General features: G+C 37.3%; 27 protein-coding genes, 2 pseudogenes and 1 riboswitch. Of the genes and pseudogenes, 20 read left to right on the plus strand and 9 right to left on the minus strand.

The genetic code is table 11. From position 1 onward, the window contains the following. Positions 1-8: 8 nt before the first annotated feature. Positions 9-185, minus strand: coding sequence for a DUF2759 domain-containing protein (locus ACN6MT_RS12990; protein ID WP_082799349.1), 177 nt, complete (start codon positions 183-185; stop codon positions 9-11). Between the two features lie 193 nt (positions 186-378). Between ACN6MT_RS12990 and ACN6MT_RS12995 the strand changes: the two genes are divergently transcribed. Both ACN6MT_RS12995 and ACN6MT_RS13000 read left to right on the plus strand, forming a co-directional pair. Beyond that, entirely contained in the window at positions 379-1014 is a 636-nt protein-coding gene (locus ACN6MT_RS12995) for an MBL fold metallo-hydrolase (RefSeq protein WP_419956135.1), read from the plus strand. 169 nt (positions 1015-1183) lie between these two features. Further along, complete coding sequence (locus ACN6MT_RS13000; RefSeq protein ID WP_419956136.1) at positions 1184-2272, plus strand: class I SAM-dependent methyltransferase; 1089 nt, start codon at positions 1184-1186, stop codon at positions 2270-2272. 45 nt (positions 2273-2317) lie between these two features. On the opposite strand, the gene ACN6MT_RS13005 is transcribed toward ACN6MT_RS13000, so the two are convergent. Further along, positions 2318-2566, minus strand: a complete 249-nt coding sequence (locus tag ACN6MT_RS13005; protein WP_063251310.1) for a DUF2626 domain-containing protein — start codon at positions 2564-2566, stop codon at positions 2318-2320. Positions 2567-2646: 80 nt separating this feature from the next. Next, positions 2647-3342 (minus strand): helix-turn-helix transcriptional regulator, encoded by a 696-nt coding sequence (locus tag ACN6MT_RS13010; RefSeq protein WP_063251309.1) that lies wholly within the window; start codon positions 3340-3342, stop codon positions 2647-2649. A 269-nt stretch (positions 3343-3611) separates the two neighbouring features. Between ACN6MT_RS13010 and comGA the strand changes: the two genes are divergently transcribed. From comGA to ACN6MT_RS13050, 8 genes are all read left to right on the plus strand, one after another. Beyond that, positions 3612-4718 (plus strand): competence type IV pilus ATPase ComGA, encoded by a 1107-nt coding sequence (gene comGA / locus ACN6MT_RS13015; protein ID WP_305802696.1) that lies wholly within the window; start codon positions 3612-3614, stop codon positions 4716-4718. After that, positions 4705-5736: a competence type IV pilus assembly protein ComGB gene (gene comGB / locus ACN6MT_RS13020; RefSeq protein WP_063251308.1), complete on the plus strand. Its 1032-nt coding sequence runs from the start codon at positions 4705-4707 to the stop codon at positions 5734-5736. The genes comGA and comGB overlap by 14 nt, the downstream gene beginning before the upstream one ends. 57 nt (positions 5737-5793) lie before the next feature. Further along, positions 5794-6102: a competence type IV pilus major pilin ComGC gene (comGC, locus tag ACN6MT_RS13025; RefSeq protein ID WP_419956433.1), complete on the plus strand. Its 309-nt coding sequence runs from the start codon at positions 5794-5796 to the stop codon at positions 6100-6102. Then, a complete protein-coding gene (comGD, locus tag ACN6MT_RS13030) occupies positions 6102-6536 on the plus strand; it encodes a competence type IV pilus minor pilin ComGD (protein WP_419956137.1) in 435 nt (144 codons plus the stop codon). Before comGC ends, comGD begins: the two co-directional genes overlap by 1 nt. Further along, positions 6520-6855 (plus strand): hypothetical protein, encoded by a 336-nt coding sequence (locus ACN6MT_RS13035; protein WP_419956138.1) that lies wholly within the window; start codon positions 6520-6522, stop codon positions 6853-6855. The genes comGD and ACN6MT_RS13035 overlap by 17 nt, the downstream gene beginning before the upstream one ends. Then, on the plus strand, positions 6806-7279 hold the full coding sequence (gene comGF / locus ACN6MT_RS13040; protein ID WP_419956434.1) for a competence type IV pilus minor pilin ComGF: 474 nt from the start codon (positions 6806-6808) through the stop codon (positions 7277-7279). Before ACN6MT_RS13035 ends, comGF begins: the two co-directional genes overlap by 50 nt. After that, a complete protein-coding gene (comGG, locus tag ACN6MT_RS13045) occupies positions 7276-7659 on the plus strand; it encodes a competence type IV pilus minor pilin ComGG (RefSeq protein ID WP_419956139.1) in 384 nt (127 codons plus the stop codon). The genes comGF and comGG overlap by 4 nt, the downstream gene beginning before the upstream one ends. Before the next feature lie 68 nt (positions 7660-7727). After that, positions 7728-7916, plus strand: a complete 189-nt coding sequence (locus ACN6MT_RS13050; protein ID WP_063251304.1) for a YqzE family protein — start codon at positions 7728-7730, stop codon at positions 7914-7916. A 33-nt stretch (positions 7917-7949) separates the two neighbouring features. Here ACN6MT_RS13050 and ACN6MT_RS13055 read toward each other — a convergent pair whose 3' ends face one another. Together ACN6MT_RS13055 and ACN6MT_RS13060 are read right to left on the minus strand one after the other, a co-directional pair. Further along, positions 7950-8741 carry a YqhG family protein gene (locus ACN6MT_RS13055; RefSeq protein WP_419956140.1) on the minus strand — a complete coding sequence of 264 codons (792 nt, stop codon included), beginning with the start codon at positions 8739-8741 and terminating at the stop codon, positions 7950-7952. After that, positions 8719-10407, minus strand: coding sequence for a DEAD/DEAH box helicase (locus ACN6MT_RS13060; protein ID WP_419956141.1), 1689 nt, complete (start codon positions 10405-10407; stop codon positions 8719-8721). Before ACN6MT_RS13060 ends, ACN6MT_RS13055 begins: the two co-directional genes overlap by 23 nt. A gap of 156 nt (positions 10408-10563) precedes the next feature. Then, positions 10564-10652, plus strand: a riboswitch (glycine riboswitch). Positions 10653-10828: 176 nt separating this feature from the next. Here ACN6MT_RS13060 and gcvT point away from each other — a divergent pair. The 3 genes from gcvT to gcvPB are packed head-to-tail and all read left to right on the plus strand — an operon-like array spanning position 10829 to position 14753. Continuing rightward, the gene (gene gcvT, locus ACN6MT_RS13065; protein WP_419956142.1) at positions 10829-11932 is read left to right on the plus strand and encodes a glycine cleavage system aminomethyltransferase GcvT; all 1104 of its coding nucleotides are present in this window, start codon (positions 10829-10831) and stop codon (positions 11930-11932) included. A 21-nt stretch (positions 11933-11953) separates the two neighbouring features. After that, positions 11954-13300: an aminomethyl-transferring glycine dehydrogenase subunit GcvPA gene (gcvPA, locus tag ACN6MT_RS13070; protein ID WP_419956143.1), complete on the plus strand. Its 1347-nt coding sequence runs from the start codon at positions 11954-11956 to the stop codon at positions 13298-13300. Then, positions 13293-14753: an aminomethyl-transferring glycine dehydrogenase subunit GcvPB gene (gene gcvPB, locus ACN6MT_RS13075; protein ID WP_063251300.1), complete on the plus strand. Its 1461-nt coding sequence runs from the start codon at positions 13293-13295 to the stop codon at positions 14751-14753. Before gcvPA ends, gcvPB begins: the two co-directional genes overlap by 8 nt. 151 nt (positions 14754-14904) lie before the next feature. Here gcvPB and ACN6MT_RS13080 read toward each other — a convergent pair whose 3' ends face one another. Further along, on the minus strand, positions 14905-15288 hold the full coding sequence (locus ACN6MT_RS13080) for a rhodanese-like domain-containing protein (protein WP_063251299.1): 384 nt from the start codon (positions 15286-15288) through the stop codon (positions 14905-14907). Between the two features lie 179 nt (positions 15289-15467). Between ACN6MT_RS13080 and ACN6MT_RS13085 the strand changes: the two genes are divergently transcribed. Next, complete coding sequence (locus ACN6MT_RS13085) at positions 15468-16304, plus strand: lipoate--protein ligase family protein (protein ID WP_063251298.1); 837 nt, start codon at positions 15468-15470, stop codon at positions 16302-16304. Positions 16305-16341: 37 nt separating this feature from the next. Here ACN6MT_RS13085 and ACN6MT_RS13090 read toward each other — a convergent pair whose 3' ends face one another. Next, positions 16342-16821 (minus strand): SRPBCC family protein, encoded by a 480-nt coding sequence (locus ACN6MT_RS13090; protein ID WP_419956144.1) that lies wholly within the window; start codon positions 16819-16821, stop codon positions 16342-16344. 381 nt (positions 16822-17202) lie between these two features. Here ACN6MT_RS13090 and ACN6MT_RS13095 point away from each other — a divergent pair. From ACN6MT_RS13095 to ACN6MT_RS13105, 3 genes and pseudogenes are all read left to right on the plus strand, one after another. Next, positions 17203-18645, plus strand: a pseudogene (locus ACN6MT_RS13095) (vitamin B12-dependent ribonucleotide reductase); the annotation flags it as partial. A 195-nt stretch (positions 18646-18840) separates the two neighbouring features. Beyond that, positions 18841-19776, plus strand: a complete 936-nt coding sequence (locus ACN6MT_RS13100; protein WP_419956145.1) for a restriction endonuclease — start codon at positions 18841-18843, stop codon at positions 19774-19776. Positions 19777-19836: 60 nt separating this feature from the next. Next, positions 19837-20949 (plus strand): annotated as a pseudogene (locus ACN6MT_RS13105) (ribonucleotide-diphosphate reductase subunit alpha); the annotation flags it as partial. A 139-nt stretch (positions 20950-21088) separates the two neighbouring features. Here ACN6MT_RS13105 and ACN6MT_RS13110 read toward each other — a convergent pair. Both ACN6MT_RS13110 and ACN6MT_RS13115 read right to left on the minus strand, forming a co-directional pair. Next, positions 21089-21580, minus strand: coding sequence for a CBO0543 family protein (locus ACN6MT_RS13110; protein WP_419956146.1), 492 nt, complete (start codon positions 21578-21580; stop codon positions 21089-21091). A 138-nt stretch (positions 21581-21718) separates the two neighbouring features. Continuing rightward, positions 21719-22894 (minus strand): chromate transporter, encoded by a 1176-nt coding sequence (locus ACN6MT_RS13115; RefSeq protein ID WP_419956147.1) that lies wholly within the window; start codon positions 22892-22894, stop codon positions 21719-21721. Positions 22895-23158: 264 nt separating this feature from the next. Here ACN6MT_RS13115 and ACN6MT_RS13120 point away from each other — a divergent pair, with 264 nt between their 5' ends. From ACN6MT_RS13120 to ACN6MT_RS13130, 3 genes are all read left to right on the plus strand, one after another. After that, positions 23159-23893, plus strand: coding sequence for a sulfite exporter TauE/SafE family protein (locus ACN6MT_RS13120; RefSeq protein ID WP_419956148.1), 735 nt, complete (start codon positions 23159-23161; stop codon positions 23891-23893). Between the two features lie 143 nt (positions 23894-24036). Further along, on the plus strand, positions 24037-24243 hold the full coding sequence (gene copZ / locus ACN6MT_RS13125) for a copper chaperone CopZ (protein ID WP_063251290.1): 207 nt from the start codon (positions 24037-24039) through the stop codon (positions 24241-24243). A gap of 86 nt (positions 24244-24329) precedes the next feature. Then, a complete protein-coding gene (locus tag ACN6MT_RS13130; RefSeq protein ID WP_419956149.1) occupies positions 24330-26744 on the plus strand; it encodes a heavy metal translocating P-type ATPase in 2415 nt (804 codons plus the stop codon). Positions 26745-26861: the final 117 nt, after the last annotated feature.

Consider the following 26861-nt stretch of genomic DNA (forward strand, 5'->3'; position numbering starts at 1 on the left):
AATTTTGTTTAGTGTGTACCAGTAGGGAAACCACTTTCAATAAGCGTCATGATTGCAAACCAGCCAAAAACCGCCAATGTACCTACTGCAAAAAATGCTCCTAATAAATTTTTATTTTTTAGGGCAGTGAATGCACCATAAGCAGCAAGTAATGCTACCAAAGCAAAAATAATAACTACTCCCATTAATAAAGCCCCCTTTATTAGATAATACTTGGGCTTAGCCCAACACATTTCTAAGAGTTATGTAAGAATATTATATACATTCGATTCTTATTTTATATTCTTTTTAATCATTTGTCGAGGGCTAAAAGGTTAGCAATGAAGCTTACATAGTGTAAAATAATAGTAACGTAAAATAGTTGGAGGTATGTTAGAAATGAAATGGTCACAAATCCCGTTGGGAGTATTACAAACAAATTGTTACGTCGTTGAAAGTCCTGACAAATCCTGTTTAATCTTTGATCCAGGGAGCGAAGGGAAAAAGCTAATAAAGTGGTTATCAAAAAGAGAGCTTAATCCAATTGCTATTTTTTTAACACATGCACATTTCGACCATATCGGCGCTGTTGATGAGATAAGAGATCATTATAATATTCCGGTTTATATACATGAAGAGGAAGAAGATTGGCTGATAGATCCTGCATTAAATGGTTCTAAGTTTTTTCAAATGCAAGAGTTAATGAAAATGAAAAAAGCAGACTTCATCTTAAAAAAAGAAGAAACGATAACAATTGGTAATTTCACGTTTTCTATCTTTGAGACTCCAGGACATTCTCCTGGAAGCGTGTCGTATTACTTTGAGTCAGAGGGATTTGTTGTATCAGGGGACGCGTTATTCAAGAGCAGCATTGGCAGAACAGACCTGCCAGGTGGTAATCATAAACTTCTAATGAAGAGCATTCATGAAAAATTATTATTTTTACCTGAAGAAACAACGGTATTATCAGGACATGGACCAATAACCACGATTGGAGAGGAGATGGATAGTAATCCATTTTTAAATGGGTTTTAATTCATTGTTCATTGTAAACAAAGAAAAACCCTTCTCGAATGAGAAGGGTTTTTCTGGGGGACGTTCTATTCATATTAAAAATGGGAGGGGATATCGTTAAGCTACTAGAATAACAATATAATAAAGTTTTCACTATGTCAATGATGTAAACCTACATAAAGGAGCTTTTATGATTACCTACTTAAAGAGTTTAATTTCAAGCTCACCAACGAACTTAATTTCCTATGCAGAATACATTGAAGCAGTTCTCTACCATCCTGATTATGGGTACTATATGAAAGATAAACAGAAAATTGGCAGTAAAGGTGATTTTATTACTACAAGTAATATTTCCGATATCTATGGCCGAATGGTTGCGAAATGGTTTGCAAGTGTTTATAAAAAGCATGATCTTGAACCGAATTTCTGTGAAATTGGGGCCGGCAATGGACGTTTTGCCCATGCCTTTTTACAGGAATGGGAGAATTCCATCAAAACACCAATCAATTATATGATTGTAGAAAGCAGTCCATATCATCTGAAATTACAGAATGAATTGATCCCCTCTCACCATAAGGTAATCCAAGTAAACCACCTAGATGAACTAGGGTGTTTTAAAGGGATGGTTTTTTCAAATGAATTATTTGATGCCCTGCCCGTTCATGTCATAGAGAAAGAGAACGGTCAATTATACGAGGTTATGGTAGGAATAAAGAATGAAACCTTATATGAAGAGAAGGTTTTATTAACCAATCCAGCCATTTATTCCTTTTTAGAGGAAAGTATGCTGGAACTAAAAGATAATCAGCGAATAGAAGTGCCTTTGTTAATGGAAGGCATGATTCTGGATATATCGAGGGTATTAACGAAGGGGCTGGTAGTGACCGCTGATTATGGATATACGAAAGAAGATTGGAAGCATCCTTCAAGAATGAAGGGAAGTTTAAGAGGGTATTATCAGCATCAGATGATTGATGATGTTTTGGAGCATCCTGGAGAAATGGATATAACAACACACATTCATTTCGATTGGTTTATTCAAAAGGGTGAGCAAGCGGAGTTAGTATTTCATTCCAAGTTAAGACAGGATGAGTTTTTATTAAAAGCAGGAATCTTAAAGGAATTAGAAAACCATTACGACCCTAATCCTTTTTCAGAGGTTAGCAAACGAAACCGTGCAATAAGGAGTTTAATTATGCCATCTGGAATAAGTTCTTTTTTTCATTTGATCATTCAACAGAAAGGTATTATTAATACGGATCATTTTGAAGAAGAATAAAAAACACCGGAGAAGAACTCCGGTGTTTTTTATGTTGATTACTTCTTAATGTCCTCCAACTCCACCAAGCGGCATCATAAATGTTGTCCAATAAGTGAAGCCTGCGAAGAATACGGTTAAATATGCTCCGAAAACATACATATACATACGTTCGGAAAGTTTAAGATAGCTTAACAAAACAAAGAATCCAGTTTGGGCTAGGAATAGCATTGCAGTCTTATCCATATCTCCTAGATAGAACATTACGGTAAATATACCCGTCCAGAAACCCAAAACTCTGAACATGCGATCCATATGTATCCCTCCTTTTCCCCTACAGTACCATCATGCAATATTATAAAGAAAAGGAGTTCAAAAGTAAATAAAGTTTCAAATTAGTTTGTAACTAGTGCCTGGTAGGAGCAAGTTTCACAACCAGCAATGATATTATCCTTCTCAACTAACTCTACGGATTCAAATAAAGCTTCAAACATTCCTTTTAGAAACTCATGATGCATAGCACAAACACTTTCATGCTCCTCTGCGACTTCTTTGAAGGGACAATTATAGATCTGGAAGTAGATTTTTGTTTGATCTCCATTTGCTTCAAATTCTGGATAGAACCCAGCTAAAGTGGCTGCACTTTTGAGTATTGTTAATTTCTGATCAAAATCTATTTCTTCTCCAAAAGATTTTTTTGCTAGTTCTTGTTCAATAACTTCTGTACCAAATCGCTTCCCAGTTAAGTATAGTGCCTGTTTACCTGCTTCACCCAATGTCAGCATGGTAGAGATGGCTACTTTGGATAATAACATGTAATCCCGGAACGGAAAGTGCAATTGAATAACATCATCTGATAAACGGTATAACCTGCTTGGTCTGCCGCCTTTACCTGTCTTTTTAGTTTCAGATGCTAACATGTTAACATCCTCAAGCTTAGATAAGTGTAATCTTGCAACGTTCGGATGGATATTAAAATTCTCTGCAACCTCTTGTACTGTCACTTCTTGATGACGTTTTGTAATGTATTGGTAAATGTAGTACCTGGTTGGATCTGATAAAACATTTGTTATCTTTAATGTTTGTTCCATCACTGTTCACCTCGAACCCCCATAATTTAATCCAATTATAATACAGCTATTTAAACATGGGAATGAGGTTAACAATGTTAACACTATATGTTTAGAAAATGTTCACAATTGCCGAGTGCTTGGAGACCATTGCTTATACAAAGGTTAAACAGGGTATATACACGTTGTTTGTCAAGGGTTATTTTTCGGTAGAATTAGTAGTGATAAAAGTAAAAAATATTTTCAAACAGGATGATTAATGAAGGAAAATCTTGAAAGGTGTCGAATAATTGCAAAGACAAAATAAAAAGGTGGTGTTATTTATTGTAAGTGCAATCGAAATACTAGCAAATAGAATTATTACAGATGCAGCTCGAAATCAAGCAACTGATATTCACATTGTTCCCAGGAAAAAAGACACACTTATTCAAATCCGCTTAACCAACAAACTCATCCCCCGGTTATCACTTCCAAAAGATGAATGCGACAGATTAATTTCACATTTTAAATTCACAGCAAATATGGACATAGGAGAACGACGACGCCCTCAAAGCGGTGCTATTTTTTGTGAGGTGGACGGAAAACTAATGGGTCTTAGACTATCAACCCTTCCTTCTAACAACCGAGAAAGTCTTGTTATTAGACTTCTGCCCCAACAAGAACAGATTCCCTTTCATCAACTCTCACTTTTCCCTGGTATGACCAGAAAGCTACTCGCTCTCCTAAAACATGCACACGGGCTCATAATATTTACAGGTCCGACTGGATCTGGGAAAACGACCACATTATATTCCCTTTTAAATGAAACCGCACATCTTTTTCATCGAAATGTAATCACACTTGAAGACCCCATCGAAAAAAACTACGATTCTGTTTTACAAATACAAGTGAATGAAAAAGCGGGTGTGACCTATGCGGCCGGTTTAAAGGCCATTCTACGTCATGATCCAGACATTATTATGGTGGGGGAAATTCGTGATGCGGAAACAGCGAAGATTGCAGTCCGAGCTGCATTGACGGGGCATTTAGTTCTTTCAACCATGCATACAAGAGATGCAAAGGGTGCGGTTTATCGTCTCCGTGAATTTGGTGTAAATTGGCTAGAAGTAGAACAAACCTTAATTGCTGTAACTGCACAGCGATTAGTAGAATTAACATGTCCCTATTGTCAAGGGGAGTGTTCACCATTCTGTTATTCATATGGAAGATGGAAGAGGGCAAGTGTTTTTGAACTTCTATCAGGGAGAAACCTTAATGCTGCCATGAAAGAAGCAAAAGGTGAAAATATTATTTCACGGTACACCACAGTAAGGGAAGTAATCAAGAAAGGGATAGCTTTAGGTTATATTAAAGAATCTGAATATGAACGCTTGGTGTATGAACATGAAGCGACATAATTGGCCGATTAATGAGCAGGCTCTCTTATTAAAACGGATAGGAGAATTATTGGCACGGGGTTACCCAATTGCAGAAGCAATTGAATCAATATCTTTGCATTTACCTAAGAATCGAAAGGAGGAGCTGTATCAATGTTTAGTCGATTTGAGAAATGGGATATCCTTTCAGGATGTTCTAAGTAATTTAGGATTTCAAAAAGACTTAATTGGTTACGTCTATTTTGCGGAACAGCATGGCAGCTTCGCAGAAGCACTCTTGGAAGGAAGTAATTTGGCAATAGTAAAAGAGAAAGATAGAAAAAAATTATTGAAACTGTTACAGTATCCAGCTTTGCTTTTTGTTATTACTAGTTTTTTGTTTGTATTTGTCCAACAATCATTGCTGCCCAAATTTACAGACATCTTCGCCTCAATGAGGCTTGAAGCTAATTTCTTTATGAAGGTACTTTCCTCATTTAAAGTTTATTTTCCATTCGTAATGATGGTCTTCCTATCATTGGTGGCAATAGGTGCCATTTATTATGTTTTTGTATTTAGTAAAATCTCCATCCTGCAGCAGCGTTCACAGCTTGTAAGAATACCAGTGGCAGGAAAAATCCTTCGATTATTATTTACCCATTATTTTGCTGTCCAACTAAGCTTCCTTTTAGCAGGTGGAATTTCCGTGTTAGAAGCCTTGCTATTATTTGAGAAGAATACTAGACAGCCTTTTTATAGCAAGCTGGGATTGGAAATTAAGGAGAAGCTTTTAACTGGTGAGAAACTAGAGTCTATCTTATCTTCCTTTTCATTCTTTGAAAGAGAATTCCCGATGATCATAAAACATGGACAAGAAAATGGAAAATTGGAGCAAGAGTTACTTTTTTTCAGTCAGCATTGTGTTTTAAATATGGAGGAAAGAATAGAAAAATGCCTAAAAACGATTCAGCCTATACTATATCTCTTTATCGGGTTTCTCGTTGTATCAATGTACTTAGCCATCTTACTCCCAATGTTCCAGCTATTAGAAGGAATTTAGGAAAAAGGACGGCCATTCGGAACAAGATAAAATATTAAAATGGAGGAATGAATGATGATGAAAAATGAAAAAGGTTTTACTCTTGTTGAAATGATGATTGTTATGCTGGTTATCTCTGTTTTATTAATTGTAACCATCCCAAATGTAGCAAGGCATAATACCAACATTAACAACAAAGGCTGTCAGGCATTTGTGAAAATGGTTCAAGCGCAGGTACAATCTTATATTATGGAAAATAATAAGGTGCCAACGATGGCAAATCTAATTACAGATGGATATCTTATTGAAGATGCTGGTTGTCCGAATGGAACAAAGAGTATACAAATTGATTCAGAAGGAAAAGTAACGGCAGTACCTACAACGTAATGCTCGAATGTCAAAAGGGATTTACATTAATTGAATCTTTGATTGTTCTCTCCATCTTTCTAATTATCTCCTCTATAACTGCCTTTAACATAAAACCTCAATATTATTCAACTATTGATAAGGCCTTTATTTCCCAATTAAAAGCAGATTTATATTATGGTCAGCAGTATGCTATTGCTCATCAGATAGAAGTAAAAGTGATCTTTTATGAACATGAGCACATGTACACAATCGCTACAGGCAGTAAACAGCTAGTTGAAAGAAATCATTCTCCAATGATTACTGTGACTCAAGGATCGATACAATTAGTCTTTAAGTTTAACCCAAATGGAAATGTAGACAGATTCGGTACATTATTTATTCGGACACAACAAAACAATTATCGATTCATTCTTTTGATTGGAAAGGGACGGTTTTATGTTACGGAAGAGTAATGGATTCTTTTTACTTGATCTCCTATTATCGCTTGCTGCATGGTTTATGATGGGCATGTTTTTTATGCCATTATTAATAGATTTATCCAACCAATCTCAACAGCTAGTAAGGGATAAAAAAGGAGAACAGTTTTTATTTGAAGAACTCCAAGCAAATTTAACAGATGTGAGAACAAGCTCAAATTACTCGATCTTTCATAATGGAACTGAATATAAGATTTATTGGAATCATTTGTCAGGTATTGAAAAGGAGGTGTGTGTGAAGGTTGATGAAACTGCCTTACTTCGAGGAACCGAAATTTGTAAAGTACCTGAATGAAAAAGCCTTTACGCTCCTTGAAGTGCTTTTTGCTTTTTCGATTTTTATGATCATTGCATTCTTCATGCTTCCTGTTCTTCATATCATTTTAGATAATAATGACTCAACTGGAAGGCTTCAGAATATGGAATGGGATGTTTTTTGCAGCCAGATCAAAAAAGAGATTCGTATTAGCTCTAAAGCCGATGTTGTATCAGGGAGACTCGTGCTGACGAATAATAATGAAACGATTAACTACGAGAAATATGGGAGTAACATTAGAAGGCGTGTCAATTCTTTGGGTCACGAGACATTACTACAAAATGTATCTTCCGTCACTTTTATCAGGATAAATAACTCCGTGAAAATAATCGTATTAGATGTTTGGGGGAAAGAATACATTGTTGTAGTGTATCCCTATATTCAATGGGTTCCGATTGTATGAAGAATAACGAACAAGGGTTTACGTACCCATTAACGTTAGCAATGCTTCTCCTATTTCTTTCACTCTTTTCTTTTCGTGTCGATCAATTGTTAACCGAAAGGAAGCTGGCTCATGAAACTAACCTAATTCTACAGGAGGAGTATTATTTTCATTCTTCGGTTAAAAAAGTTGAAGAAATCATGCAATTGGGAGGTGTAATCCCATCAAAAGGTACATTTACCTATTTAAACGGAAGCATGGGATTTCAAGCTGACATTCCAATTGGAACTATACAGAAAATCAACTTTACTCTTAAAATGCATACTGGTGAAACAGTAGTAGGACGCGGTTTTTTCGATATTACTTCTAAAAAAATGATAAAGTGGACTGAAATTTATTAAGCGTACTAGTTGTTTGAAAAATTAAAATATGGACATACTTTTAGTGAAGAATGAAGGCAGGTGTGTCCATGAAAACAAATGATTACGTGAAATATATGACTCAAACTCTTGTTAAATATGCGGACCAGCCAAAAGATGAAAGAAAAAGGCTCAGGGAAGAAAGAAAACAAACGAGAGCGTCTTTTTGGTATCGTTGGTTCGGGATTCTTCCCTATATATTTTATATTGAAGTGAAAAACAGAAGAAGAAAAGAGTAAAGAAGCAGATTCAAAAACTGCTTCTTTACTCTTTTACACAGCATTATCGGTTAAATAAAACAATCCACCATTTATAAATGAAATGTTTATTTTTGGTTCATATTGGTCTTGCAAGGCTTTTTTCTCTGTTTCATAATTTTCATTTTCCTCTTCCACATCCTCGTAAAAATGATCAAGAAGACGCAAATCTTGCTCCCAGCGTTTCCGAGCTTCCTCGGCCCACGTATGGTCATCTTCATTAATTACAGCTTTCAGATAGTTTTCGATTCTCGACATTCCGCTTTTTGGCTTAACAAGAGGTGAAAGAGTAAACGAATAATCCGGTATTTTCGGTGTCAGTTGGACATTCTGCAGTCGCTCATGAAAATCCTCAATCATTTGTCCATTAATAAGCTGCAAACCAATTGATTTATAAATATCCCGCTTACGGTCGCATTGATACGAGATCTTAACATTCATGCAAAGCCAAGGCATTAATGGAGTTTGTTGTTGACCATTAAGGTGATTCTCATAAAGCCTGATATAGCTTGCCAGCTTTTTGGTTGATTGAAAAATTTGGTGCAGGCGAGGAGAACCAAAATGAACGGTTTCTCCCTTAATATGTTCAGGTACTATCTGAGGGTTCGTAATAAACGTAAGCTTCATCGGATTAGGTATTCCGCCCGTTTTTTCTAAGTAATGCCAATAAAAAGGTCGGTTCATTAATTCTTTATCGAGTTCGATTGTTAATTGAACCGTTAGGTATCCTGGACCATTTTCTGTTATTTCACATTCATTAGCCAGAAAATAGCGTATCAGAAAATTATGAATTTCCAGCTGCTGCATGTGAATCCTCCTTCTGCATATCTTTAGCTAAATCAATCATTGATGTAAGATTTTCCATCTTAATCCGCATTTCTCCCTCAGAGCAGGATTGTCCAAAAATATCAATTAGATGATCTTCAATACTTCCAAAGTCTAACTTCGTTAAAATATCGTCTAAATCACCTATTACTTTTTCAAATAGTTCAATTTTTTCATATAGAAGCTTTAATATATGTTCTTCCACTGTGTTCTGAATTGCAAAATTGTAGATCATTACATCCTTTTCTTGCCCTAGACGATGGATCCTCCCGATTCTCTGCTCCAATCTCATTGGATTCCATGGTAAATCGAAATTTATTATATGATTACAGAATTGAAGGTTAATACCTTCTCCACCCGCTTCAGTTGCGATGAGTACTTGTGCATGCTTTTGAAATAGCTCACGCATCCAATCTTTTTTACCTCGTTTAAAGCCCCCGCGGAACGGAACGGATGATATCCCGTTTTGTTTTAAATACCATTGGAGGTACATTTGGGTTGCTCTGTATTCAGTAAAAATAATTACCTTATCATCAATTTTTTGAATCAATTCTAAAGCCTTTTCCGCTTTAGAGTTGCTAGAAACAGCTTCCACTTTTGAAATTAAATGTTGAATCTGGTCTTGAAACTCCTTCGTAGGGTTTTCTTTTTTCTGAAGCATGTTTTTTAGTGTATAAAAAACTGCTTCCCTGCTGCTGCAGGCTTCCCTCTGCAGGGTCATCACCGAGAATGCACTTGTTTGGACCCAATCGCCTTCGCTCTTTAAATCAGTAATAGCTTGGTACAATTCTTTTTCCTCGGGTGTAAATTCAATCGGTATAGTTTCAACATGTCTTTTGGTCCATTCAATGCCTGTATCCGCACGTCGGTTTCGAATCATTACCTTATTAACCAACTCTTTTAAATGCTCATTATCATTTAATGAGCGTGCATCCCGTTTGTATTTATCATAGAATGCTGTTTCACTGCCTAAATGGCCAGGTTTTAATAGGGATACGAGGTTAAAAATTTCACCAATTCGATTTTGAATAGGTGTAGCAGTGAGAAGCAGACAAAACTTCTTTTTAAGATTTTGTACAAACTCATAGTTTTTTGTCTTGTTGTTCTTAAGTTTGTGAGCCTCATCAATAATAATTAAATCATAGTCCTGTTTATAGATAATATCGCGGTGTGGATCCCGTTTTGCAGTATCTATTGACGAAACGACAACATCGCATTGTTCCCAAACATAGCTTTTCTTTTGAGAAACCGCAGGTATAAAAAATTTACTATTCAATTCATAAGCCCATTGGGTTACTAAGGAAGCTGGGACAAGAATGAGAACTTTTTTTACAAGTCCACGAATCATGTATTCTTTTAAAATAAGACCCGCTTCTATCGTTTTTCCAAGCCCAACTTCATCAGCAAGAATGGCCTTTCCATTCATATTCTCAATTACTTGTTTTGCCGTTTCCAGCTGGTGGGGAAGCGGCGTCAAATTCGGTAAATGATTAGGTGCTTGCAGGCCTTCAAATTCATTGATAATCAGATGTTTTTCAACTCCGACTGCCAGTTTAAAAAGGTCCCAATTTCCCCATGGTCCATCATTCTCAATCCTATGTAAAAATTCATCCTGCCAGGAGGAATCAAATTCTATTTCAACTGTCATGTTTTCAGCTCCTTCATGCACAAAAAATTTATTGCTCACCTTATGCTTTAATGGTAGGATGGAAATAGATTTGAATGTTTTAATTATTGCAATAAAATAAAATTTTTTCAGATGTATATTTTAGTATGACCCGAATGTGAAAATATTATAATGCGGATGATGACAAGGGGAGAGACTACTTATGTAGCGCCGAAGGAGCAAGCACAATGTGTGAATCTCTCAGGCAAAAGAACTCTTGTTTGACGCAGCTCTGGAGAGTGCTGACTAAAAGAGCAGCCACCAAAGGGGAAAGCCGAGCTTAGGTAAACTTTCAGGTGCAAGGACAGAGACCTTCTTTTTTTAGTAAAGGGAGGTTTCTGTCCTTTTTTGTTATTTTATGCGCTGTAGTCTAAAAAATGGAACATCAAAAGGGGGATTCGTGATGACTGAATTAAAACGTACACCATTATTTGAAGTGTATAAGCAATATGGTGGGAAAACGATTGATTTTGGAGGCTGGGAGCTGCCTGTTCAATTCTCAAGCATTAAGGAAGAACATGAAGCTGTCCGTACTAAGGCTGGTTTATTCGATGTTTCTCATATGGGGGAAGTAGAAGTAAAGGGTCCAGACAGCTTAAACTACTTGCAAAAGATGTTAACGAATGATATTTCAAAAATTAATAATGGCGGAGCACAATATAATGCAATGTGCTATGAAAATGGCGGCACTGTTGATGATTTGCTCGTTTATAAAATAGAGGACAATCATTATTTGCTAGTTGTTAATGCCTCAAATATCGAAAAGGACTATAAATGGCTTGAGGATCATTTAGAGGGTAATGTGTCGATTGAAAATTTATCTGAAAAAATGGCTCAATTGGCGCTGCAAGGTCCGCTTGCTGAAAAAGTCCTTCAAAAGCTAGCAGGTAATACTAATCTTAGTACAATTGGCTTCTTTAAGTTCCAAGAGAAAGTAACGATTGATGGGAAAAATGCACTGATCTCACGAACTGGTTATACAGGGGAGGATGGCTTTGAAATATATTGCGATTCCTCAGATGCTGTTGAACTCTGGAAAGCGATTCTTTCTGCCGGGGAAGAGGAAGGGGTAGTTCCTTGTGGTTTAGGTGCCAGGGATACGCTCAGATTTGAAGCGACTCTTGCACTATATGGCCAAGAATTGTCTCCTGAAATCACTCCGCTTGAAGCTGGAATTGGCTTTGCAGTTAAGTTAAATAAAGAAGCAGATTTTATTGGTAAAGAAGTACTTAAGCAGCAAAAGGAAAAGGGTGCAGCAAGAAAATTAGTAGGAATTGAAATGATTGACCGTGGAATACCACGACATGGTTACCCTGTCTATAAAGGTGAGGAACTTATTGGTGAGGTGACAACCGGGACGCAATCACCATCTTTGAAAAAGAATATTGGACTTGTGTTAATTAAAAAAGAATACGCAGGTTTAGAATCAGAAATAGAAGTTGAAATTCGCGGAAAACGCTTAAAGGCGAAAGTAGTACCAACACCTTTTTATAAACGAGAAAAGTAAACACGAGGGGAGATTAGGTTTATGAAACATCGATATTTACCTATGACTGAAGAAGATAAAAAGGCAATGCTTGAAACAATCGGCGTTAACTCCGTTGATGAATTGTTCAGCGATATTCCAGAAAAGGTTAGATTTAAAGGTGAGTACAACATTAAAGCTGCAAAATCTGAGACTACTTTGATGAAAGAACTTTTCCAAATGGCTTCTCGTAATGCAGATTTAAAAACAAATGCATCCTTTCTGGGAGCAGGTGTTTATGACCACTATATGCCTGTAATTGTTGACCATGTTATTTCTCGGTCTGAATTTTATACGGCTTATACACCTTATCAACCTGAAATCTCACAAGGTGAGCTCCAAGCCATTTTTGAATTTCAGACAATGATCTGTGAGTTAACTGGTATGGATGTAGCTAACTCCTCTATGTATGATGGAGGAACTGCATTAGCTGAAGCAGCGATGCTGAGCGCAGGACATACGAAACGTAAAAAGATTATTGTTTCAGGTGCTGTACATCCTGAGTCAAGGGAAGTCTTAAAAACTTATGCAAAAGGTCAATATCTTGAAGTAATTGAGGTACCAGTTAAAGATGGAATTACAGATACTGAAGCATTAAAAGGATTAGCCAATGAGGAAATTGCAGCTGTTATTGTACAGTACCCAAATTTCTTCGGAAGAATTGAACCTTTAAAAGAACTAGAAGAAATTGTTCATGCTAATAAATCATTATTTGTTGTTTCAAGCAATCCACTTTCTCTTGGAGTATTAACACCTCCAGGGAAGTTTGGTGCAGATATTGTTATTGGTGACGCGCAGCCGTTTGGAATCCCTACTGCGTTTGGAGGCCCACACTGCGGTTATTTTGCCGTAACCACAAAGTTAATGAGAAAGGTACCAGGACGTCTCGTTGGCCAAACGACTGACGATCAGGGCCGCCGTGGATTTGTATTAACACTACAAGCTCGTGAACAGCATATCCGTCGCGATAAAGCGACATCAAATATATGTTCAAACCAAGCGTTAAATGCATTGGCTGCATCTGTAGCGATGACTGCCCTTGGTAAAAAAGGCGTACGTGAAATGGCCGCGGCTAACTTGCAGAAGGCACACTACGCAAAAACTGTATTTAAAGAAGCAGGCTTTCAGGTTGTCTACGAAGGACACTCCTTCAATGAATTTGTTGTGAAACTAAACAAGCCAGTAAAAGAGATCAATCAAGCCTTGTTACAAAAAGGAATCATCGGCGGTTACGACTTAGGACGTGACTATCCGGAGCTTGCCAACCATATGCTGGTTGCTGTAACAGAGCAAAGAACGAAGGAAGAAATTGATACTCTTGTTAAAGAAGTGGGGGATTTGCATGCATAACCAAGACCAGGCACTCATTTTTGAATCTAGCACACCAGGAAGAATTGGATACAGCCTCCCGGAAATGGATGTTCCTGAATTAGACCTAAGCAGTCTTCTGCCTGAAGGGTATTTGCGCAGTGAGGAGCCAGAACTTCCTGAGGTTTCAGAGCTTGATATTATGCGTCATTATACTGCTCTATCCAGAAGAAATCATGGTGTAGATTCTGGTTTCTATCCATTAGGTTCTTGTACCATGAAATATAATCCGAAAATTAATGAAAACGTAGCCCGTTTTAATGGATTTGCTCATGTTCATCCATTGCAGGACGAGAGCTCGGTTCAAGGTGCTCTTGAGTTGTTGTATGATTTGCAGCAGCATTTAATTGAAATTACAGGAATGGATGAAGTTACTTTACAACCAGCAGCTGGCGCTCATGGTGAATGGACTGGATTAATGATGATTCGTGCCTACCATGAAGCCAATGGAGATTTGAAACGTACGAAGGTTATTGTTCCAGACTCTGCTCATGGAACAAACCCTGCTTCTGCAACCGTTGCAGGTCTTGAAACGATTACAGTAAAATCAAATGAATTTGGTCTAGTAGACCTTGATGATTTAAAAAGAGTGGTTGGGGAAGATACTGCTGCCTTAATGTTAACAAATCCCAATACCCTAGGACTTTTTGAAGAAAATATTGTGGAAATGGCTGAAATCGTTCATGCTGCCGGCGGAAAGCTTTACTATGATGGGGCGAACTTAAATGCTGTTCTATCAAAAGCTAGACCTGGAGATATGGGCTTTGATGTTGTTCACTTGAATCTTCATAAAACCTTTACAGGTCCACATGGCGGCGGAGGTCCTGGTTCAGGTCCTGTTGGTGTAAAAGCAGACCTTATTCCGTATTTACCAAAGCCTGTGATTACAAAACGCGGAGAAGAGTTTGTATTTGATTATGACCGTCCGCAATCAATCGGGCGCGTGAAGCCTTACTATGGTAACTTTGGTATCAATGTTCGTGCTTATACCTACATTCGTTCTATGGGCCCTGATGGCTTAAAAGCTGTAACTGAATATGCTGTACTAAATGCAAACTATATGATGAGAAGACTTGCTGAATATTATGATCTTCCGTTCGATAAGCATTGCAAACATGAATTTGTACTAAGCGGAAGAAGACAGAAAAAATTAGGTGTTCGTACGTTGGATATAGCAAAACGCCTGCTTGATTTTGGCTATCATCCGCCAACCATCTACTTTCCATTAAATGTGGAAGAATGTATCATGATTGAGCCAACGGAAACAGAATCTAAAGAAACGCTCGATTCATTCATTGACATCATGATCCAAATTGCCAAAGAGGCAGAGGAGAATCCAGAAATCGTCCAAGAAGCGCCGCATACCACTGTGGTAGGTAGGATGGACGAAGCAACAGCTGCGCGTAAACCAATCTTAAAATACCAAAAGGCTTAGAGATTTTAGGTCAGATTCAGTTTGCTGAATCTGACCTTTTGGTTTTTGGGGAAGTGGAATTGTGCCGGTAAATTAGGCGGGACGAAAATAGGGGAAAAATCCAATAAAAGTAATAAAAATAGACTTCCAGAATATAGGAAGTCCTCATCGATTATTTCTTTGTTTTTACTTTTCCAGACCATTTTTTGAACCCGCCTTGAAGCTGGGTAAGATCCTTGTAACCTTTACGGTGCAAGAATTGAGCTGCCCTAGAGCTGCGCAATCCATTTTGGTCATATAAATAAACAGGTAAATCTGGACGAAGCTCCTTCATTCGCATTCTCATTTGTGACATTGGAATATTTCGGGCTCCTAAAATATGACCTGCTTCGAATTCGTTCGGTTCACGAACATCGATTAATTGTGCCTTTCGATAACCGGCACGAAACTCCTCTTCCGTTACCGTTTTTACAATCCTTTTTTGATAAAAATAGGTGAAAACGGAGTACGCTGCAACTGCCACGATGATGATTAGTAGGACATAAAGTGAATTCAATTTCTATTGCTCCTTTCAAGCATGGTACACTATGTTTTATTATATAAGCCAATTAAAGAAAGATAAAGAATAAACGACAAAAAACTTCAAATTCATTATACCTGAAACATCTGGTTTTGAATTTATATCAGATTTTGGTAGACTAAAACAGATAAATTAGATAAAGATGAGGTTTTTATATGAGCAAAGAGGTATGGCGTTTTATAGATTCAGGTAATTGTTCTCCATCATTTAACATGGCGTTGGATGAGGCATTACTTGATTGGCATAGTGAAGGGAAAATCCCCCCCGTTATACGCTTCTATGGCTGGGAACCAGCGACTTTATCCATTGGATATTTCCAAAAGGTTGAAAAGGAAATCGATCTGGAGGCAGTAAAAGCCCATGGATTAGGGTTTGTTCGAAGACCCACAGGCGGCCGAGGAGTGCTCCATGAGCATGAACTTACTTATAGTGTAATTGTTTCGGAAAATCACCCGGAAATGCCTAAGACGGTGACAGAGGCGTATCGTGTTATTTCTGAAGGAATCTTAAAAGGATTTCACCAGCTAGGATTAGAGGCTTACTTTGCTGTCCCAAAAACAGATGAGGAACGAAGTGCACTGAAGAATCCTCGTTCAGCAGTTTGTTTTGACGCACCAAGCTGGTATGAACTAGTGGTCGAAGGTCGTAAGGTGGCCGGTAGTGCACAAACAAGGCAAAAGGGAGTAATCCTCCAGCATGGATCGATTCTATTAGATTTAGATGAGGACAAGCTATTCAGCTTATTTAAATATCCTAGTGAAAGAGTAAAAGACAGGATGAAATCTGCTTTTAAAAGTAAGGCAGTTGCCATTAATGAAATTAGTTCAAGAAAAATTACATTAGACGAAGCAAAAGAAGCTTTCTATAAAGGCTTTGCAGAGGGTCTTAATATCGAACTACAATCCTATCAATTAACCGATGAAGAACTTGCATACGTGAATAGAATTGCTAAAGAGAGATATGAAAGTGATGAGTGGAACTTCAAAAGATAGATGAATAGGCGTACCATTTAAGGGGTACGCCTGTTTTTTATTGGTTGGTTACTTTTTCTATTTCCTTAATATACTTTTCATACCAGACTTTCCATTCTTCTTTACGCTCAATGCTCCTGCCGTCTAGAAGCGCTTCAATGACATCTAAGCATACATGCCAACCAGCAAGGTCTCTTGGTGTATGGTCAGTAATTGTATTAATTTTCTCTATTAGGCGCAATGAACATCCTTTTGATTCTTCGGTCAATTCGAACCGAACGGTGTCTTTCCACCAAGAGAATTCCAGAACAGTATTTACTTTTAAGTCTAAGATAGAAAGATCTTCAAAAGTGCCATCCCCCATATCAAATTTAATGACTCCGCCTTTATGAAGTTCGTCTACACGTAACTCCGAAAACCATTTTGGCAGTTTCTCGTTATCTGTTAAATACGACCATACCTCTTTAACTGAATGTTTAAGATGTCGTTCAAAAGTGGCAATATAGAAGTTTTCAACTTTTTCAATATGTGCTATCATCTATTTTTTCCTCCTCTTATTCGCTTATGAATTAAGTATACCTTTTTTAATATTCTAGATAATCAATTATCTCCGTTAAATTTTCCTGCATTAAAAAATCGCAACCTGCGAAATTTGTTAAAATTTCCGGTTTTATGCCGAAAATTAATAGATATCTTATCTATACTCTTGTTTCTATTTTATTTTGAGTTTGACAAAGTTTATATTTTTTGCCTCTAACACAATATGTAGTGTTGTCGAAAATATTTTCGGTACTATATATTGATTTGTGTATCCTATCTATGTTAATTTATTTATATTAAGTCAACAAGAAATACAAGATATAGTCTTGCTTACTAGAATTTCACTCAATATATAGAATTTTTTGAAGGAGTTGTTCTCATGTCTGTTGTTTTTAGACAAAAAATGAATATTGATTTTGAAAGGTTGAATGAGGATATCCACTTATTCCCCCAAGTGCACCCGGTTACCCCAGATATGAAAATAACTCATAAGGGTGTTTCACGATTGGTCATGTTGGACCGGTACACCTTCAAAGACACTGCAAAAATCACCCTAACGAATGGCGACTTTGTTGTTCTCACTATAAAAGAAGATCCAAAATTCCCAGCACGCGGTCTTGGATACATCATGGAGATTGATTGGGAGAGTAAAAAAGCAAAGGTTTTAGTAGAAGAGGAATTTAGAGGTGTCCTAGATGACCCTGAAGAAAGCACAACTGGATTAATATGGCGTTCACTTGATGTGATTGAGAAACCTCTTGAATTGTTTTATGAGCAAATTGCAAAGCGAAATGCAACTGGACTTGCTTCGGTTGAAGAGACGGAAGAGAAGCGGATTGAGTGGTTTGAGAAGTTTTACAATGAGCTTGTTTCAATGAATTTCATTCCAGCAGGTCGTGTCCTTTATGGGGCAGGAGCAGAAACGGATGTAACGTTCTTTAACTGTTATGTAATGCCTTTTGTTCCAGACTCACGTGAAGGGATCTCTGATCACCGTAAACAGGTAATGGAAATCATGAGCCGCGGCGGTGGTGTTGGTACAAATGGATCTACATTGCGCCCAAGAAACACCTTAGCAAGAGGTGTAAATGGAAAGTCATCTGGTTCGGTATCGTGGTTAGATGATATTGCGAAATTGACACATCTAGTAGAACAAGGTGGATCAAGACGCGGAGCTCAGATGATAATGTTAGCGGACTGGCATCCAGACGTTATTGAATTTATTATTTCAAAAATGCAAAACCCAAGAATTCTACGGTTCTTAATTGAAAATACAAACGATGAAACAATCAAGAAACATGCTCAGGACAAACTAAAATTAACACCGCTAACTTCCCAAGAGAGAGCCATGTATCAGGGAATTGTTAACTATAAACATATTCCTGGCCTAGGTGGTTTTGGTGAAGAAATCATTGCTGAGGCAGAAGAAAAACTTCAAACTGGCGGGAACTATACCGTTCATAATCCAGAATTCCTAACAGGAGCTAACATTTCTATCTGTTTGACAAAAGAATTCATGGAAGCTGTTGAAAATGATAGTGATTACGAGCTTCGTTTCCCATATGTAGAACATTATAGTAAAGAGGAAATGAAGAATTACAATGAGGAATGGCATAAAGTTGGTGATGTTCGCGAATGGGAGAGACTTGGTCATAAAGTACGAGTTTACAAGAAAATCAAAGCGAAAGAGCTTTGGAACCTTATAAACATTTGCGCAACCTACTCTGCAGAGCCAGGAATATTCTTCATTGATAATGCCAACGAAATGACAAATGCAAAGGCTTATGGGCAGCAAGTTGTTGCAACAAATCCGTGTGGTAAAGTAGCTTAGTTTGCCTCACGTTAAAAATTGCGGAATTAAGCGGGAACCCTGAAATGGGAATCCGAACCGAAGGCTGAGGGTAATACTTCAGTCAGGGGCAACGCATACGAAGTGATCCTGCATATGCAGACTATAATCTTCGCACGAGGCCGCAACATTACACACAATTTAATAAGGAATTAAGGAGTTATGGATATGAATAGAGGGTATGCGGGCTTTTATAAAGGGTTCTATTTAAGAAGTTCCTACGAGTATGCGTACGCGAAATTTCTAGACTTTAATTCCATTCCTTGGAGATATGAAGAGATAACCTTTGATTTAGGATATAAAATGTATAAGCCAGATTTCTTTATCTACAATTCAGCCGAAGATTTAGTTAAAATAGTTGAAATTAAATCTAGAGATAAAAATGCTAAAGAAATGGCTCTTAAATCACTTAAAATAATAGAATCTAAATACAAAATTCCATGTGAACTTATTTCTTATGAAGAACTTTTAAGGATTTATAGTTGTTTACCATTTACTTTGAACAGTACAATCTCAGAATGGATTAATGATGATAAAACCACTATAAATAAATCGTTGTACGGTTCTTTAAATGGTCATTTTAATATAATGCATTCACTAGCTACTAAAAAGAAAATTGGAGAAAACACAAAAAAATTATGGAATACAAATAGTCCCGCTAAACAAAAAATGCTTGAAGGGTTAAGAAAGTCTGGTTTGTCCCAAAAAGGCAAAATAAAGACCCTAAGAATTACTAAGCATTGTTTAAAGTGTGGTAAAGAATTCCAATGTTTAATAACTTCTCCTAAAAAATTCTGTAGCCAACAATGTTCTGGATCCATTGCTATTAAACATGCAACTGATCAATATGTTAACCAAAGGAATAAAGTTCATGGTGAAATAAGAGATTTTATTATTAAATGGTCATTGGAAAATGTTGACCTAATTCTACAAACTCCAATGAACAAAATTAAAACTTCAATCAATCCTCTTGTTCAAGAAATAGAAGAACAGTTTGGAGTTAAAGATTTAAGAGTAATTTCAAAAGCAGTCTTTGGTGAAGATCGTGGTAGAAAAGAGCTTATTAATTTTATGACAAAGGTGTGTAATGAAAAGATATGCTGAACTAACGGGAATCTAAACCGTTAGAACTAGAGGATAAAAAGCCTTTAGGATAACAAACTGGAACAACCACTTGCACCATTTTCTGTATGTAATCTTGCAGCTGTTAATCTTGCAGAAATGGCTGATAAGGAAACAAAAACAGTAGATTTTGATAAGTTAAGGAAAACAGTGGCAGTAGGCGTTAGAATGCAGGATAACGTTATTAATGCTACACCATACTTCCTTGAAGAAAATAAGAAGCAAGCTCTAGGTGAGCGTCGTGTTGGTCTTGGTGTAATGGGCTTGCATGATATGCTAATCTATTGTGAAACGGTGTATGGCTCAGAAGAAGGTAATAAACTTGTTGATCAAGTATTTGAAGTTATTGCAACCACAGCCTACAAAACATCAGTAGAACTTGCAAAAGAAAAGGGAAGCTTCCCATTCTTAAACGGTGAAACATACGAGGAAACTAACCGTTTACGACAAGCATTTATCGATACAGGATATATGAAAAAAATGCCTGAAGATGTTCGTCAATCAATATTAGAAAACGGAATAAGAAATTCACATTTGTTAACTGTTGCTCCTACAGGATCCACTGGTACAATGGTTGGGGTTTCTACAGGCCTAGAACCTTATTTCTCATTCTCATATTTCCGAAGCGGACGTCTAGGGAAATTTATCGAAGTGAAGGCTGATATTGTTCAAGAATACCTTGATAAACACCCTGAAGCAGATGCAGAAAATCTTCCAAGCTGGTTTGTTGCAGCGATGGAACTTGCACCTGAAGCGCATGCAGATGTTCAATGTGTTATCCAACGCTGGATTGATAGTTCAATTAGTAAAACTGTTAATGCCCCACAAGGGTATAGTGTTGAACAAGTGGAAAAAGTTTACGAACGTCTTTACAAAGGCGGTGCAAAGGGTGGTACAGTCTATGTGGATGGATCACGTGATTCACAAGTTCTTACCCTTAAAGCAGAAGAAAACGAAATTCCAACCCAGTTCAAAGAAAAAACCAAACAGCATGTCGTACTTGTTGATACGATTAGTGACCTTCGTTCAACAGATGTAACGATTGGTTCAGAAGTTGGCAACACATGCCCTGTCTGCCGCAAAGGAAAAGTAAAAGAAATTGGCGGCTGTAATACATGTTCAAACTGTGGCACACAGCTTAAGTGCGGTTTATAATAAATGCAAAAGAGGATGCCCCTTGGGGCATTCTTTATTTTTTTGCTAAATTTATTAAATTCACCAGACAAACCTCCAAAAAAATAGCCCAGTCTCCTATGAACTTAGGCTACACACCGTATTAAATTTCGAAGGCATGTTAAGCACCCGTTCGCTCCGATTTCCTATATTCTGAAACGAATCTTATAAATTTAATAAACATTCTAATGACTAAATATTTAACATTCATTGAAATAAAGGTATGATACCATTTCCACCACTTGTGCCATTTAACCATGTTTAGGTATCTACCTGTTAATACTTCAATAAGCAGTTGCGGGATCGTAAATAAAAATAATTTTCCAACAACACGCAGAATGGATTTGTCATTGTAAGTGAATTGATTATAAAAGACAGACACAATTGGACATAATAATAAGTCAAAGACGATATGAAACTTAAAATATTTTGGAAGGATTCGAATAGGATAAGAAAGTAATTTCTTCTCCACCAAAAAAATATCAAGTAGAATAGACGAGAGTGCTGTTGTTAAATAGACAATTATCCAATCCTTAATTAATTTTTTTTTAAAAGCAAATGGGAATGAGAATAAACCTATCAAGGCAAATATTCGTAGAATAACTTTACCCATTACACAACCCCCCCTTCATCAAAACAGGTTTCCAAAGGATATAGGTATCATTCCCTAACAATAATCAATTAACAATAAGTATGGTTTATAAAAAAATGAAAAAACGAGGATGCCCCTTAGGGAGTCCTCGTTTTCTTACTAACCAATCAAGTAACCTCCGATAATTCCAGTCACAACGATCACCCAAGGCGGCAGCTTCCAATAGGCAAGCAAGCTAAATAATAAGGCAGCAAATGCAAAATCTATTGGACCTAGAATAGAACTAATCCAAATGGGAGTATAAAAAGCAGAAATTAAAATACCCACCACAGCTGCATTTACACCCATTAATGCTCCTTTAATTTTTGGATTACCGCTTAAGCTTGCCCAAAACGGTAGTGTACCTAACACCAGTAAAAACGCTGGCAGAAAGATTGCAAAGGTAGCCAGCAAGCCGCCAGTCCATCCACCCACAACAGCACCAATATATGCAGCAAAGGTAAACAATGGTCCTGGTACTGCTTGGGCAGCTCCATACCCTGCTAGGAACGCTTCTTTACTGAGCCATCCACCTGGAACAAATTCACGTTCAAGTAATGGTAAAACTACATGCCCACCGCCAAAGACCAAAGAACCAGAACGATAAAAACTATCAAACAACGCCACCCAGCTAGAAGAAGTCATCTCCCTTAAAATAGGAAGGGCAACTAATAACCCGAAAAATAAACCTAAACAAACGAATGCCAATTTTCGAGAAAATGGAACATGTATAGCAGTTTGAGAATCTTCCTTCTGCTCCTTATATATAATAAAACCTGCAACAGCTGCGATTAGGATTACACTAACCTGAGAATATGCCGTTTGCCATAATAGGGTACATAGTAAAGCGAGTAAAGCAATTGCTTTTCGAGATAGATCAGGAGTTAACTTTTGAGCCATCCCCAAAATAGCATGAGCAACGACGGCAACTGCTACAATTTTTAAACCATGAATCCAGCCGGAATTTCCAATTTCTATTTTATTTAGAACAAGGGCAAAAAGGATCAGAATGATGACGGATGGGATTGTAAAACCAACAAAGGCTAAAATTCCTCCTACTAAACCCCCGCGCATTACGCCTATCCCTATTCCAACCTGACTACTAGCTGGACCAGGTAAGAATTGACAAAGAGCCACTAAATTTGCATATCGCTGTTCGTCAAGCCACTTTCTCTTTCGAACATATTCCTCATGAAAATAACCTAAATGAGCAATCGGACCGCCAAATGAGGTTAGTCCAAGTTTGGTAGAAACAAAAAGGATTTCTATTAGTAAACTAAGTTTAGATTGTTTCATAAATCCCCCTTTAAATTTTGAGTTTTATAAACATAAGTTTATACGTGTTTTTGGAAACATTCACTAAAAATAACCTCCATAAATATTAAGAAACTGTAAATCAATACATACCATACCAGGGTATTATATAATTAGTGTAATTTATATCGCCTCAGAATTGTCAAAAACTCTTCATACGTTCTTCATATTATCTGACTACTATTGTTATAGTATTAACTTAGGAAAAGGCCCTTTTTATCCAAAGAAAAAAAATAAGGTGATTCGATGTACAATCTCATGAGTCAATTTAGTTCATTTGTCAGCAAACCGTTTTTTATCATCGCCAATAACTTGGAATCATGGCCGATTGTATTTGCATTAATATTGGGACTAGTGGGTGCCCTGGCACCATGTCAACTAACCGGAAACATCAGTGCATTAACACTATACGGTAACCGGTCCTTTCAAGAAAAAGTCGTCTGGAAAGATGTTATCTTTTTCACTTTAGGTAAAATTGCAGCCTTTTCGTTGTTAGGTGCCCTTGTCTGGATATTAGGAAGAGAAATTCAAGATAACCTCATCTCCTATTTCCCTTGGATTCGCAAAATAATGGGGCCGTTACTAATCATTGTTGGGATATACATGTTAGGTTTAATGAAAATCAAAGGGACAATTAATTTATTCCAAAGCACAAAAGAATACAATAAGGAAACTCCATTTGGTTCATTCATGTTAGGTTTTAGTTTTTCCCTTGCATTCTGCCCGACCATGTTTATCTTATTCTTTATTACGCTTATGCCAGTTGTATTGTCCAGCTCATATGGGTTTATTCTGCCGTCTATATTTGCATTTGGAACGGCCCTGCCGCTGCTCCTATTTATATTTATAATTTGGTATCTAGGCGGCGGTGGTGTATTAATGAAAAAAGGAAGAAAGTTCGGAGTCGTTATCCAAAGGGTAGCCGGATTTATTATGATAGTACTCGGTATTATGGATACCATTACTTATTGGTCCCTTTAAGTTAAAAACCGAAGTATGAACAAAATGTGAAAGTTAGGAAATAATAAAATAAAAATATAAAAAGCACTTTACATAGGGTAGGGGGGTATGGTTAAATAGAATTAAGGTTAACAAAATTGTTAAATTGGAAAGGATGTATATAAATGGAAAAAGTAACATTAAACGTTCAAGGTATGTCTTGCAATCATTGTGTAAAGGCAGTTGAAGGCAGTGTTGGTGAACTTAATGGAGTAAGTTCTGTAAAAGTTGATTTAAAAGCTAATACAGTCGATGTTGAATTTAATAATCAAGAGGTAACCCTCGATAAAATTAAAGAAACAATCGATGACCAAGGTTACGATGTAGAGTAAAAAATTTGAAAGATACGTGCTATTTTGAGTAGCACGTTCTTTTTACAAATTATTATACCCTAAAGGGGTATAAAGGGGTGGATTTTATGGCTCAAAGTTTAAAAGAAACCAATTTGCAAATCTCTGGAATGACCTGTGCTGCTTGCGCTACAAGAATTGAAAAGGGATTAAATAAATTAGAAGGTGTAGAAACAGCAACCGTCAATTTAGCTCTAGAAAAATCAGCAATAAAATACAATCCAGAAAAACTTAAGGTTGGAGATATAGAGAAAAAGATAAGGGATCTGGGATACGATGTCGTTACTGAAAAAGCAGAGTTTGATATCACCGGAATGACCTGTGCTGCCTGCTCCACCAGAATAGAAAAAGGCTTAAATAAATTAGAAGGTGTCGTTAAGGCAAATGTGAATCTAGCCCTTGAAAAAGCGACGGTTGAGTATAACGGTTCGGCTTTATCACCGGCTGATATTATTAAGAAAGTTGAAAACCTTGGTTATGGAGCCCATATAAAGGAGGACGAAAAAGAAACAATCGATCATCGTCAAAAGGAAATTAAGAAACAAACGAAAAAGTTTATTTTTTCAAGCGTACTATCCCTCCCATTATTGTGGGCAATGGTTGGACATTTTTCATTTACCTCCTTTATCTGGGTTCCTAAAGCCTTTATGAATCCATGGGTTCAACTTGTATTGGCAACACCCGTTCAATTTATCATTGGCGGCCAGTTCTATGTAGGAGCCTATAAGGCATTGAAAAATAAAAGTGCCAATATGGATGTCCTTGTTGCTCTGGGTACATCTGCAGCTTATTTTTACAGTTTATATTTATCGATTATGTCGCTTTCAATGGATACTCACTCAGTTGAACTTTACTATGAGACTAGTGCAGTCCTGATTACATTAATCATCTTAGGTAAGCTATTTGAGGCAAAAGCAAAAGGTCGTTCGTCAGAAGCGATTAAGAAATTAATGGGACTTCAAGCTAAGATCGCAACGGTTGAAAGAAATGGGCTGGAACATGAAATCCCTCTTGAAGAAGTAATTGTTGGAGATATTCTGCATATCAAGCCTGGAGAAAAAATTCCGGTGGACGGAAAAATTATCGAAGGAAATTCAGCCATTGATGAATCCATGCTTACAGGGGAAAGCGTCCCTGTTGATAAGACTATCGGTGATGAGGTTATTGGTGCAACTCTTAACAAAAATGGCTTCCTTAAGGTTGAGGCAAAGAAGGTTGGCAGGGACACGGCTCTTGCACAAATCATTAAGGTGGTTGAAGAGGCACAAGGTTCGAAGGCGCCTATCCAGCGCTTAGCCGATAAAATATCTGGCATATTTGTTCCAATTGTGGTAGGGATTGCTGTAATAGCTTTTATCATATGGTATGTGTGGGTGGCACCTGGAGATTTTGCAGAAGCTTTAGAAAAAATGATTGCTATCCTTGTCATTGCCTGCCCATGTGCATTAGGTTTAGCAACACCAACCTCTATCATGGCTGGGTCCGGAAGAGCAGCTGAATTTGGTATTCTCTTTAAAGGTGGAGAACATTTGGAAATGACCCATCGAATTTCTACCGTAGTTTTGGATAAAACCGGGACAGTTACAAATGGAACTCCTGTATTAACCGATGTTTTTACCGATGAATTAGTTGATGAGAATGAATTTTTATCGTTAGTGGCTTCAGCTGAAAAGCAGTCGGAGCACCCGCTTGCCCAGGCCATCGTTCAAGGAATAAAGGAAAAAGGAATTCCTTTAACAAATGTAACAGAATTTGAAGCAATTCCTGGATTCGGTATCAAAGCGATGGTAGATGGGAAAGAATTATTAGTTGGTACAAGAAAATTAATGAACAAGTATAATGTCCATGTTGATGGTGCACTTGCACAAATGGATGAATTAGAAAAAGTAGGGAAAACAGCAATGCTTGCTGCTATTAATGGCCAATATGCTGGTACTGTTGCTGTTGCTGATACGATTAAGGAAACATCAAAAATGGCGATTAGCCGTCTCAAAAACATGGGACTTGATGTCATTATGATCACAGGCGATAATCAACAAACTGCATTAGCTATTGCAAAGCAAGCAGGTATTGACCACGTTATTGCTGAAGTTCTTCCGGAGGGAAAAGCGGATGAAATTAAGAACCTGCAAGCCCAAGGAAAGAAAGTGGCAATGGTCGGAGATGGAATAAATGACGCCCCAGCACTTGCGGTTGCAGACATTGGTATGGCGATAGGAACTGGAACAGATGTAGCGATGGAAGCAGCGGATATAACACTTATTCGCGGGGATTTAAATAGTATTGCTGACGCAATCTTCATGAGTAAGAAGACGATAACGAACATAAAGCAAAATCTTTTCTGGGCACTTGCCTATAATTCACTTGGGATCCCAATAGCTGCTCTTGGTTTCTTAGCTCCTTGGCTTGCAGGCGCTGCCATGGCCTTTAGTTCAGTTTCCGTTGTCTTGAATGCTTTACGTTTACAAAAAGTTAAATTATAAAAATATCTAGTCTAAAGGGCTGACACATAATTGTCAGCCTTTTTACCATTTATCACTATCCTCAGCTAGTATACTTATTATAGATAGGATTGAAAAAATAGTGGGCAGGGTGAAATA

This window comes from Neobacillus niacini (genome assembly GCF_048572935.1).
Lineage (GTDB): Bacteria > Bacillota > Bacilli > Bacillales > Cytobacillaceae > Neobacillus > Neobacillus niacini.